The organism is Agrobacterium sp. V1, assembly GCF_030518355.1.
Classification (GTDB): domain Bacteria; phylum Pseudomonadota; class Alphaproteobacteria; order Rhizobiales; family Rhizobiaceae; genus Agrobacterium; species Agrobacterium cucumeris.
Map to the genome: position 1 here is coordinate 2,093,739 of NZ_JAULSF010000002.1, position 10,694 is coordinate 2,104,432.

9 protein-coding genes are annotated in these 10,694 nt (G+C 58.9%); 8 read left to right on the forward strand and 1 reads right to left on the reverse strand.

Annotated features, from left to right (window positions below; all coding sequences use genetic code 11):
- Nucleotides 1–18: 18 nt before the first annotated feature.
- Nucleotides 19–1,275 carry an NRAMP family divalent metal transporter gene (locus QSV77_RS23350; protein ID WP_142841731.1) on the reverse strand — a complete coding sequence of 419 codons (1,257 nt, stop codon included), beginning with the start codon at nucleotides 1,273–1,275 and terminating at the stop codon, nucleotides 19–21.
- A 266-nt stretch (nucleotides 1,276–1,541) separates the two neighbouring features.
- Here QSV77_RS23350 and QSV77_RS23355 point away from each other — a divergent pair, with 266 nt between their 5' ends.
- The 8 genes from QSV77_RS23355 (at nucleotide 1,542) to nirD (ending at nucleotide 10,500) form a co-directional block, all read left to right on the forward strand.
- Entirely contained in the window at nucleotides 1,542–2,207 is a 666-nt protein-coding gene (locus QSV77_RS23355; RefSeq protein WP_142841730.1) for a GntR family transcriptional regulator, read from the forward strand.
- A 99-nt stretch (nucleotides 2,208–2,306) separates the two neighbouring features.
- Nucleotides 2,307–2,894, forward strand: a complete 588-nt coding sequence (locus QSV77_RS23360; RefSeq protein ID WP_271362044.1) for an ANTAR domain-containing response regulator — start codon at nucleotides 2,307–2,309, stop codon at nucleotides 2,892–2,894.
- A gap of 33 nt (nucleotides 2,895–2,927) precedes the next feature.
- Nucleotides 2,928–4,214, forward strand: coding sequence for a CmpA/NrtA family ABC transporter substrate-binding protein (locus tag QSV77_RS23365; RefSeq protein ID WP_302735232.1), 1,287 nt, complete (start codon nucleotides 2,928–2,930; stop codon nucleotides 4,212–4,214).
- Nucleotides 4,215–4,594: 380 nt separating this feature from the next.
- Nucleotides 4,595–5,887 (forward strand): CmpA/NrtA family ABC transporter substrate-binding protein, encoded by a 1,293-nt coding sequence (locus QSV77_RS23370; RefSeq protein ID WP_302735233.1) that lies wholly within the window; start codon nucleotides 4,595–4,597, stop codon nucleotides 5,885–5,887.
- A gap of 113 nt (nucleotides 5,888–6,000) precedes the next feature.
- Nucleotides 6,001–6,894, forward strand: a complete 894-nt coding sequence (ntrB, locus tag QSV77_RS23375; protein ID WP_302735234.1) for a nitrate ABC transporter permease — start codon at nucleotides 6,001–6,003, stop codon at nucleotides 6,892–6,894.
- Nucleotides 6,895–6,908: 14 nt separating this feature from the next.
- Nucleotides 6,909–7,706: an ABC transporter ATP-binding protein gene (locus QSV77_RS23380; RefSeq protein ID WP_302735235.1), complete on the forward strand. Its 798-nt coding sequence runs from the start codon at nucleotides 6,909–6,911 to the stop codon at nucleotides 7,704–7,706.
- A 5-nt stretch (nucleotides 7,707–7,711) separates the two neighbouring features.
- Nucleotides 7,712–10,159, forward strand: a complete 2,448-nt coding sequence (gene nirB / locus QSV77_RS23385; RefSeq protein ID WP_269698887.1) for a nitrite reductase large subunit NirB — start codon at nucleotides 7,712–7,714, stop codon at nucleotides 10,157–10,159.
- Nucleotides 10,160–10,164: 5 nt separating this feature from the next.
- Nucleotides 10,165–10,500, forward strand: a complete 336-nt coding sequence (gene nirD, locus QSV77_RS23390; protein WP_142841724.1) for a nitrite reductase small subunit NirD — start codon at nucleotides 10,165–10,167, stop codon at nucleotides 10,498–10,500.
- Nucleotides 10,501–10,694 lie beyond the last annotated feature (194 nt).

Below are 10,694 nucleotides of genomic sequence, written 5' to 3' on the forward strand. Positions count from 1 at the left end.
GTTTGCCTCCCTTTATTGTCAGTAGCCGAGCAGGCCGAAGATCGCGCCGACCGATTTATAGGCCATATACCAGGTGAGTGCGCAGGTCAGCACACCAAGTATCAGCAGCCAGCGCGGGTAATGATAACCGTGCATCAGGTCGGCGCGTTTCCATGCTGCATACATGAAGATCGAAAGGCCGATCGGTAGAACGAGACCGTTCAGGCCACCGACGAAGACGAGCATGGCCGCGGGCGGTGTGGTGATGATGATATAAGCGATCAGCGAGATGGCGATGAAGCCGACGGTAGCAAAATTGCGCTGGCGTTCCGTCATTTCCGGCTTGAAAGCCGTCAGGAAGGAAACGGAAGTATAGGCCGCGCCGATGATGCTGGTCATGGCAGAGGCGAGGAACACCGCACCGAACAGACGGTAGCCGATATTGCCGGCGGCGGCGTGGAACGCCTGGCCTGCCGGGTTTGCCGCCTTGCCGGAGAGATCGATGATCACGCCGCTTGCGACGACACCCAGAATGGCAAGGAACAGGATGTAGCGCAGCACGCCTGTTATTGCGATGCCGCTGAGTGCGGCGCGATTGACCGCGCTGATATTTTCAACGCCGACCATGCCCTTGTCCAGCAGGCGGTGCGCGCCGGCATAGGTGATATAGCCGCCGACGGTGCCGCCGACGATGGTGGTGATGGTGACGAAATCGATGGTATCAGGCAAGAAGGTCTGGCGGAAAGCTTCTGCCACCGGGGGACCGGAAACATATGCCGCATAAAGGATCAGCGCGAGCTTGACGAAAGCAGCCACGAAAACGACGCGGTCCATGGCGATACCGGCCCGGCGCGACAGGAAGATGCCGATGGCTGCCAGCGCGCCGATTGCGCCGCCGATCTTCGGGTCGAGATCGATCATGGCGTTAAAGCCAAGGCCGGCCCCGCCGATATTGCCGACGTTGAAGAACAGGCCGCCGATGATGACGAGGATGGCGAGCAGATAACCTGAGCCTGGAATGGCGGCATTGGCGATGGCCGGCGCCCGCATGCGGGTGATGGTGACGATACGCCAGATATTGGCCTGCACCACAAAGTCGATCAGGATGGAAATGAGAATGGCGAATGCGAATGCGGCGCCCAGTTTCACCGTGAAATTCGCCGTCTGAGTAATGAAGCCAGGCCCTACGGCTGACATCGACATCAAGAACATGGCTGAAAGCAAGGCATATCGCTGGGTTTTTGCCTTCTGTGCCGCCGCATTCGGGTCGGCGGGCGTGGGCATTTTCTGCTCCATGGATTTTCTCCGCTCCTGTCGCAATCCGCCCCTCGCGGATGCTTTATGCGGCCGATCTTGTCCTGTTCTGCGAAATTGTCAACTTTGTTGAACAATATAAAGTTATCGTTCTTTCATTTTGTCTATTTGTTGGACGCAATGACCGCGATTTAATCACGTTTTTTTCGTGCTTTGCTAATGCTTTGTGCTATGGGCAGAACATGCCGTGTCCGAACATGCCTGTCACGGAATTCCCGATGCCGCATTGCTCTTAGGAAAGGAGCGCCATGACGGAAACGATAGAGGCTCTGCCGCTTGCGGACCGATTGGCCAAGGGTATCCGTACCCTGCTGATTTCGGGCGAGCTGATGCCGGGGCAACGCCTTTCAGAGGCAGCCTTCAGTGAACGTTTCGATGTCTCCCGCAATTCGTTGCGAGAAGCCTTCCGGCTTCTGACAAAGGACGGGTTGTTGCGCCACGAGGCCAATCGCGGCGTGTTCGTTGCCGTTCCCACCATGGCTTCGGTGATCGATATCTACCGTGTGCGGCGCATGGTGGAATGCGGCGCGCTGCGCCAGGCCTGGCACAAGCACCCGGCCATCCGGACCATGCGCGCAGCGGTCGAAGATGCCAAGGTGAAGCGTGAAACGGCTGACTGGCTGGGCGTGGGCAGTGCCAACATGAAGTTTCACGCCGCGGTGGTCGATCTCCTGGACAGCGCCCGCCTCAGCGATTTTTACGAGCGTATCGCTGCTGAGCTCAGGCTTTGTTTCGGCCTGCTGAAAGATCCCGAGCAGCTTCATTCGCCCTTTGTGGACATGAACAGCAAGATTCTATCGCTCATGGAAGAGGGCAAAGCGGCCGAGGCTGGCAACGAGATGGAAATTTATCTCAATCTCTCCGAGCGCACGGTTTTGAAGGCGCTTGAACGCGCCGTCGAACACGCATCCTGACAGGGCAGGCGGCAGGGAGAGAAAGCCCCTTGTCCCTCCATTCATTTTTGCGTCGGCAGCCGATTGCCAAGTTTGCTGCACTGCGTCATCAATGCTGACATGACGCTTCGCGACCTTACCATTCTTGTCATAGACGAAAACGCGATCCGCGCCTCCATCATCGAGGAGGGGCTGCGCGAGGCCGGCTATCATCGCGTCACCGTTATCCACGAAGTGAACGGTGTGGCGCGCACCATCGAGATGCTGCAGCCCGATGTCATCTTCATCGATCTTGAAAATCCCAACCGCGACATGATGGAGCATTTGTTCCAGCTTACCCGCACAGTCGGCCGGCCGATCGCCATGTTCGTCGATCGTTCCGACACGGCGTCTATCGAGGCGGCCGTCGAGGCGGGTGTTTCCGCCTATGTGGTGGATGGGCTGAAGAAGGAGCGGGTCAAACCCATTCTCGATATGGCGGTCAGCCGCTTTAATGCATTCAGCCGCCTGCAGCGGGAACTTGCCGAGGCGAAATCGGCGCTGGAGGAACGCAAGGTCATCGAGCGCGCCAAGGGCATCCTGATGAAGATGCGTGGCCTTTCCGAAGAGGAGGCCTTTGCGCTTTTGCGGCAAACGGCAATGAACGAGAAAAAGAAAATTTCCGAGATCGCGCAAAGCGTGGTCACCGCGGCCGGTCTATTGATGTGACAAAGACCAGCCGGACAGTGTGGAGTGAATGACATGGCGGCACCGGGAAAATTGGCCGGATCGGATAGCGTAGAGACTGGCGCGCCGGCAATTGTGAGCAGTGACCGGCAGAAAATTCTGCGTGCGGGTTTTATTCCGCTTGTCGACGCCTCCGTTCTGGTTGCGGCGGCCGAATTCGGATTTGCCGAGCGCGAAGGCTTGTCACTCGATCTCGTCAAGGACGTGTCCTGGGCGAATGTGCGCGACCGGCTGGCGTTTCGACAATTCGATATCGCCCATATGCTGTCTCCCATGCCCGTTGCCTCGATGCTCGGCCTCGGTTCCAATCCGTTACCGACGATCACGCCTTTTTCGCTCGGGCGCGGTGGCAATGCGATCACGCTTTCGACCCGGCTGTTTGGGCGGATGAAGGCATTGACGGGGCTGTCTGAAACGGCAGGAGCGCTTGAAAACGCCAAGGCCTTGAAGCGGGTGCTCGATGATATGCGGGCGCGTGGCGAAGCGCCGCCGACGCTTGGCATGACCTATCCGTTCTCCTCGCATAATTACGAATTTCGCTACTGGCTCGCAGCCGGCGGCATTCACCCCGATCACGATGTCAAGCTGGTGGTGGTGCCGCCGCCCTTGACGTCGGATGCACTGGAGGCGGGCGCCATTGATGGCTTCTGCGTCGGAGCGCCCTGGAACATCGTCGCCGCCGAGCGCGGCGTCGGCAGGATCGTTGCGGCCAAGCAGGACCTGTGGCCGTCCGCGCCGGAAAAGGTGATCGGTATGCGGCCCGAATGGGCGGAAAGCCAGCAAGAGACGGTCGGCCGGCTGCTGACGGCGCTGGATGCGGCCGCTCGCTGGTGCGACGTTGCGGAAAATCACGACGATCTGAGCACGGCTCTTGCCGACCCTCGCTACATTGGCGCGCCTGAAGGCATCATCCGCCGGGTGCTGTCAGGTGAATTCAGCATCGACAGCCAGGGCAATCGCCGGGTGATCGACAATTATTTCCTTTTCCACAGAGGCCATGCCAATTATCCGCGCCAAAGCCAGGCATTGTGGATTTACAGCCAGATGATCCGCTGGGGCCAAGCAGAGTTTTCGCAAGCGGGCGTGGAAGCAGCACTTTCCGCCTATCGGCCGGATATTTATCGGGCGGCGCTGGGAGAGACCAATGCACCTGACGATGCCGATATCCGTATCGAAGGGAGGCAAGAGGGCGACCGTTTCGTGGATGGTTTCGTGTTCGATCCCGCTGACATTGAAGGCTATGTGAGCGGCTTTACGGTGCGGACATCCGCGCCATTTTCCCCGTCTTCCGGAGAGGCGTGACTGACGTTTCGCCTTGCAGGCTGCGCAAATTTCAAGCGCGGAATTTTTTGCTTTGCACAAACAGAAGACAAAAAATACACTGATTAAAATTTAATCACATCGCAAAAATATAAAAATTACCGATTAATTTCAGTGTGATAGTTCGTTTTTCATAAACTGGCACGCCTCTTGCTTCTTCCTGTTTGCACCGGTCAACGGCGATCGGGGCAGGCAAGGCGCGGCATAGGCGCTTTCAAAGACATAGACGTCGCAAGGTTTTGCTGCCCGGAACACCTCCCGTTCCGCAGGCGCAGACACCGAGCGGCGTTTTTTTATTTTCAGGCTTTTTTCGCAAGCGAAAACGCCACCGGCAAAGGTGGCTCAATAAGGGGAACATGCGAATGAAAAAGATATTCTCGGGTGCTGTCAGCCGCCGCACGATATTGAAGACGACTGCCACCGCAGCCCTTGTCACCGCCGTGCGCAATGCCTTTCCGTCTGGCGCTTTCGCCGCCACCGCAGAACCCGAGGTGAAAGGCGCGAAAATCGGCTTTATCGCGCTGACAGATGCCGCGCCGCTCGTCATCGCGGCCGAAAAGGGGCTGTTCGCCAAGCATGGCATGCCTGATGTCGAAGTTCTAAAGCAGGCCTCCTGGGGTGCAACACGCGACAATCTCGTGCTGGGCGGCGCCTCGAATGGCATCGATGGCGCGCATATTCTGACCCCGATGCCCTATCTCATGCATACCGGCAAGGTGACCCAGAATAACGTGCCGGTGCCGATGGCGCTCATCGCCCGCCTCAACCTCGACAGCCAGGGCATTTCCGTCGCCAGGGAATATGCAGATACCGGCGTTCAGCTGGATGCTTCGAAGCTGAGGGCGGCTTTCGAGAAAAAGAAGGCTGAAGGCAAGGAAATCAAGGCGGCGATGACCTTCCCCGGCGGCACGCATGATCTCTGGATTCGCTACTGGCTCGCTGCCGGCGGCATCGACCCGGACAAGGACGTCTCCACCATCGTCGTTCCGCCGCCGCAGATGGTCGCCAATATGAAGGTCGGCAACATGGACGTCTTCTGTGTGGGCGAGCCGTGGAATGAGCAGCTCGTCAATCAGGGCATCGGTTTCACCGCCTGTACCACCGGCGAACTCTGGAAGGGTCATCCGGAAAAGGCGCTCGGCATGCGCGCCGACTGGGTGGAAAAGAACCCCAACGCCACCAAGGCACTGCTGATGGCTGTGATGGAAGCGCAGCAATGGTGCGACGAGATGGCCAACAAGGAAGAGATGTCCACCATCCTCGGCAAGCGCCAATGGTTCAACGTGCCGCCGAAGGATGTTCTCGGCCGTCTCAAGGGCAATATCAATTACGGTAACGGCCGTGTGCTCGAAAACACCGGCCTGCAGATGAAGTTCTGGCAGGACCACGCCTCCTATCCCTTCCACAGCCATGACAGCTGGTTCATCACGGAAAATATCCGCTGGGGCAAATTTGCGCCCGATACCGACGTGAAGGCGCTGGTTGCGAAGGTCAACCGCGAGGATATCTGGCGTGCTGCGGCCAAGGATCTCGGCGTAACCGATCTTCCTGCTTCCACCTCGCGCGGCAAGGAAACCTTCTTCGACGGCAAGGTCTTCGACCCGGAAAATCCGTCCGCTTATCTCGAAAGTCTTTCCATCAAGGCGGCCTCCTGAGGAGGAGACCGGGTTTCGCCCTTCATCCGCCAGTTGCCGCCGTTCACCGGCTGAGACTGAAGACCGGGTGAGGGGCGAGACCCAACTGCAATCGAAATCAAGAGGAAACGCCCATGTCCGCATTGGCCCGAAAATACAACGAAGAGCCTCAGCAGCCGGCAGCGCAAAAGGCAAATGTCGTAGCGCTTTCGCCCAAACACCTGTCGCGGATCGATCTGCGCAAATGGGGTGCGGCAGCGGCCCGCAACACCATACCGCCGCTTGTCGTCCTCGCTGTTCTGCTCGGTGTCTGGCAGCTGCTCTGTTCCGCCCCCGGCTCATCGCTGCCGCCGCCGAGCCAGGTCTTCGAGGAAAGCTACGATCTCATCGTATCGCCGTTTTTCCATAATGGTTCGCAGGATATCGGCCTTGGGCTGCGCGTGCTGGTCTCGCTGGAGCGGGTTGCTTACGGTTTCGGCCTTGCCGCCATCGCGGGCATCATCATGGGTGCCGTGATCGGCCAGTCGGTCTGGGCGATGCGCGGCCTCGACCCGATCTTTCAGGTGCTGCGCACCGTGCCGCCGCTTGCCTGGCTACCGCTTTCGCTGGCCGCTTTTCAGGACAGCAACCCGTCGGCCATCTTCGTGATCTTCATCACCTCCATCTGGCCGGTCATCATCAATACGGCGGTCGGCGTGCGCAACATTCCGCAGGATTACCGCAACGTCGCGCAGGTGCTGCGGCTCAACCAGCTCGAATTCTTCTTCAAGATCATGCTGCCATCGGCAGCGCCCTACATCTTCACCGGCCTGCGCATCGGCATCGGCCTGTCGTGGCTCGCCATCGTCGCCGCTGAAATGCTGACCGGCGGCGTCGGCATCGGTTTCTTCATCTGGGATGCGTGGAACTCCTCGCGCCTGCCCGACATCATCGTGGCACTCGCCTACATCGGTGTCGTGGGCTTCATGCTCGACAAGCTGGTGGCGGCGCTCGGCAAAGTCATCACCCGTGGCGCTGCGGCGAATTGAGAGGGCCAAAAATCATGAACGCTTACCTGAAGCTCGATCACATCGACAAATATTTCGACAAGGGCGGCTCGCGTGCCGAGGTGTTGAAAGGCGTCAACCTCACTATCGAAAAAGGTGAATTCGTCTCCGTCATCGGCCATTCCGGCTGCGGCAAGTCCACCATGCTCAACCTCATCGCCGGGCTGACGAAAGTTTCCGCCGGGGCGGTCCTTCTTGAAAACCGCGAAGTCAACGAACCCGGCCCGGAACGTGCCGTGGTGTTTCAAAACCACAGCCTGCTGCCCTGGCTTTCGGTTTATGAAAACGTCAATCTCGCCGTGGAGAAAGTGTTCAGCAGAACAAAAACCCGGGCCGAGCGGCATGACTGGGTCATGCGCAATCTCGATCTCGTGCAGATGGGGCATGCCAAGGACAAGAAGCCTTCGGAAATTTCCGGTGGCATGAAGCAGCGCGTCGGCATCGCCCGCGCGCTCGCCATGGAGCCGAAGATCCTGCTGCTGGACGAGCCTTTCGGTGCACTGGATGCGCTGACCCGCGCCCACCTTCAGGACGCGGTGATGGAAATCCATGCCCGGCTTGGAAATACCATGGTCATGATCACCCATGATGTCGATGAGGCGGTGCTGCTTTCGGACCGCATCGTGATGATGACCAACGGTCCCGCCGCCCATATCGGCGAAGTGCTTGATGTGCCGCTGGCACGCCCGCGCCACCGCATCGAGCTTGCATCCGACAAGACCTATCTCAAATGCCGCGAAGCCGTGCTGAAGTTCCTTTACGAACGTCACCGCTTTGTCGAAGCCGCGGAGTAACGACCATGACGCAAAAACTCGTCATCATCGGCAATGGCATGGCGCCGGGGCGCATGCTGGAAAACCTTTTCGAAACCGCCCCCGGCCTTTATGACGTCACGATCTTCAACGCCGAGCCGCGCGTCAATTACGACCGCATCATGCTCTCGCCGGTGCTCTCAGGCGAAAAGAGCTATGAGGATATCGTCATCCATAATGACGAATGGTACGCCGCCAATAACGTGACGCTGCACAAGGGCGCGAAAGTCACCGGCATCGACCGGGACAAGAAAACCGTGACCAGCGAAAACGGCATCACGGCTTCCTACGACAAGCTGGTGATCGCCACGGGCTCCCTGCCCTTCATCATTCCCGTTCCCGGCCATCAATTGCCGGGGGTGCTCGCCTATCGCGATCTCGATGATGTGACGAAGATGCTGGAGATTGCCGAGGGCAAGGGCCGCGCCATCGTCATCGGCGCTGGGCTTCTGGGGCTTGAAGCGGCTTATGGCCTGAAGCGGCAGGGCATGGATGTCACCGTCATCCACCTGATGCCGACGATCATGGAGCGTCAGCTCGATCCGGCAGCGGCCTATCTCCTGGAAAAGGCGCTCAATGAGCGCGGTATCGACATCATCACCAAGGCCAATACCAAATGCATTCTCGGCGAGGATAAGGTTGAAGGCATCGAGCTGGAAGACGGCCGTGTCATCAAGGGCGACATGGTGGTGATGGCGGTTGGTATCCGTCCCGCTTCGGGTCTCGCCAAGGAGGCCGGTATAGCCGTCAATCGCGGCATCGTCGTGGATGACGGCATGATGACGTCGGATGCCTCGATCTATGCGCTCGGCGAATGCGCCGAACATCGCGGCATGTGTTACGGCCTCGTTGCGCCGCTTTATGAATCGGCCCGCGTGCTGGCCGACCGGCTGTGTGGCGGTTCGGCCGAATATCACGGCTCGGTCACCAATACCAAGCTGAAGGTCACCGGTATCAACCTGTTTTCCGCCGGTGATTTTGCTGAAGGTGACGACCGCGAGGAAATTGTGCTGCGTGATGCCACGGCCGGTGTCTACAAGCGCCTGATCCTCAAGGAAAATCGCATCATCGGTGCAGTGCTATACGGCGAGACGGGTGATGGGTCGTGGTTCTTCGACCTGATGAAAAAATCGACCGATATCTCCGCTATGCGTGAAACCCTGATCTTCGGCCAGGCCTATCAGGGAGGGTCGCCGCTGGACCCTATGGCGGCCGTTGCAGCCTTGCCGGATGATGCGGAAATCTGCGGCTGCAACGGCGTTTGCAAGGGTAAGATTACCTCGACCATCACCTCCAAGGGGCTGACGTCGCTGGACGATGTACGCGCCCACACCAAGGCATCAGCCTCCTGCGGCAATTGCACCGGCCTTGTCGAGCAGCTGATGACGATAACGCTCGGCGACAGCTACAATCCCGCTGCCGTGCAGCCGATGTGCAAATGCACCGATCTCGGCCATGACGATGTGCGCCGTCTCATCAAGGCCAAGGGCCTGAAGACCATCCCGGCCGTGATGCAGGAACTGGAATGGAAAACCTCCTGCGGCTGCGCCAAATGCCGGCCGGCGCTCAATTATTATCTCGTCTGCGATTTTCCGGATGAATATGCCGACGATTATCAGTCTCGTTATATCAACGAGCGTGTCCACGCCAACATCCAGAAGGACGGCACCTATTCCGTTGTGCCACGCATGTGGGGAGGTGTCACCTCTTCCTCGGAGTTGAGAGCGATTGCGGATGTGGTCGACAAGTTCGACATACCCATGGTGAAGGTGACGGGCGGCCAGCGTATCGATCTTCTCGGTATCGAGAAGGAGGATCTGCCGGCGGTGTGGTCCGATCTCGGCAAGGCGGGTTTCATCTCCGGTCAGGCCTACGCCAAGGGGTTGCGCACGGTAAAGACCTGTGTGGGCCAGCAATGGTGCCGCTTCGGCACGCAGGATTCCACCGGCTTCGGCATCCGCATTGAAAAATTCATGTGGGGTTCGTGGACGCCTGCCAAGCTGAAGCTTGCCGTTTCCGGCTGTCCGCGCAACTGCGCCGAGGCCACCTGCAAGGATATCGGCGTCATCTGCGTCGATTCCGGTTTCGAGATCCATTTCGCCGGTGCCGCCGGTCTCGATATCAAGGGCACTGAAATTCTGGGGCTCGTCCACAATGAAGACGACGCGCTGGAGCATATCGTGGCGCTGACCCAGATGTATCGTGAACAGGCGCGCTATCTCGAGCGCATCTATAAATGGGCCAAGCGCATCGGTTACGACGAGGTTCGCCGCCAGATCATGGACGACGCCGAAAAGCGCCGGGCCTATTTCGATCGCTTCGTCTTCAGCCAGAAATTCGCGCAGGTCGATCCCTGGTCGGAACGTGTGTCCGGTCACGACAAGCATGAGTTCAGGCCCATGGCGGCAATCGGTTTCAACCAGGCAGCGGAGTGAGAACGATGGACAGCAACTGGATCGACATTGGTGACATCTCCGACATTCCATTGCGTGGCGCGCGCTGCGTGAAAACGCCGATGGGCAAAATCGCGGTGTTTCGCACGGCGGAAAATCAGGTCTTCGCCATTGAGGACCATTGCCCGCACAAGGGCGGGCCGCTGAGCCAGGGCATCGTGCATGGGGCTTCGGTGACGTGTCCCTTGCACAATTGGGTCATTTCGCTGGAAACCGGCAAGGCGCTGGGGGCGGATGAGGGCGAGGTGCGGACTATTCCGGTGCGTAATCTGGATGGGCGGCTTTCGATAGCGTTCGAAACGCTGATGATTGCGGCGGAGTGAATGGCGATGGCGGTGGCGTTACCCCTCTCTGTCCTGCCGGGCATCTCCCCCTCAAGGGGGGAGATTGACAAGCGGCGTGCTTCCAGCCTCATCTCTGTTGTCGGCGACTCAAGTTTTGAAATAAAGCCGGCACCGCAATTGATCTCCCCCCTTGAGGGGGAGATGTCCGGCAGGACAGAGGGGGGTAAACGCCG

Coding starts and splice junctions, on each gene's coding strand:
- QSV77_RS23350 (WP_142841731.1), bottom strand. CDS start 1,275: ATGGAGCAGAAAATGCCCACGCCCGCCGACCCGAATGCGGCGGCACAG.
- QSV77_RS23355 (WP_142841730.1), top strand. CDS start 1,542: ATGACGGAAACGATAGAGGCTCTGCCGCTTGCGGACCGATTGGCCAAG.
- QSV77_RS23360 (WP_271362044.1), top strand. CDS start 2,307: ATGACGCTTCGCGACCTTACCATTCTTGTCATAGACGAAAACGCGATC.
- QSV77_RS23365 (WP_302735232.1), top strand. CDS start 2,928: ATGGCGGCACCGGGAAAATTGGCCGGATCGGATAGCGTAGAGACTGGC.
- QSV77_RS23370 (WP_302735233.1), top strand. CDS start 4,595: ATGAAAAAGATATTCTCGGGTGCTGTCAGCCGCCGCACGATATTGAAG.
- ntrB (WP_302735234.1), top strand. CDS start 6,001: ATGTCCGCATTGGCCCGAAAATACAACGAAGAGCCTCAGCAGCCGGCA.
- QSV77_RS23380 (WP_302735235.1), top strand. CDS start 6,909: ATGAACGCTTACCTGAAGCTCGATCACATCGACAAATATTTCGACAAG.
- nirB (WP_269698887.1), top strand. CDS start 7,712: ATGACGCAAAAACTCGTCATCATCGGCAATGGCATGGCGCCGGGGCGC.
- nirD (WP_142841724.1), top strand. CDS start 10,165: ATGGACAGCAACTGGATCGACATTGGTGACATCTCCGACATTCCATTG.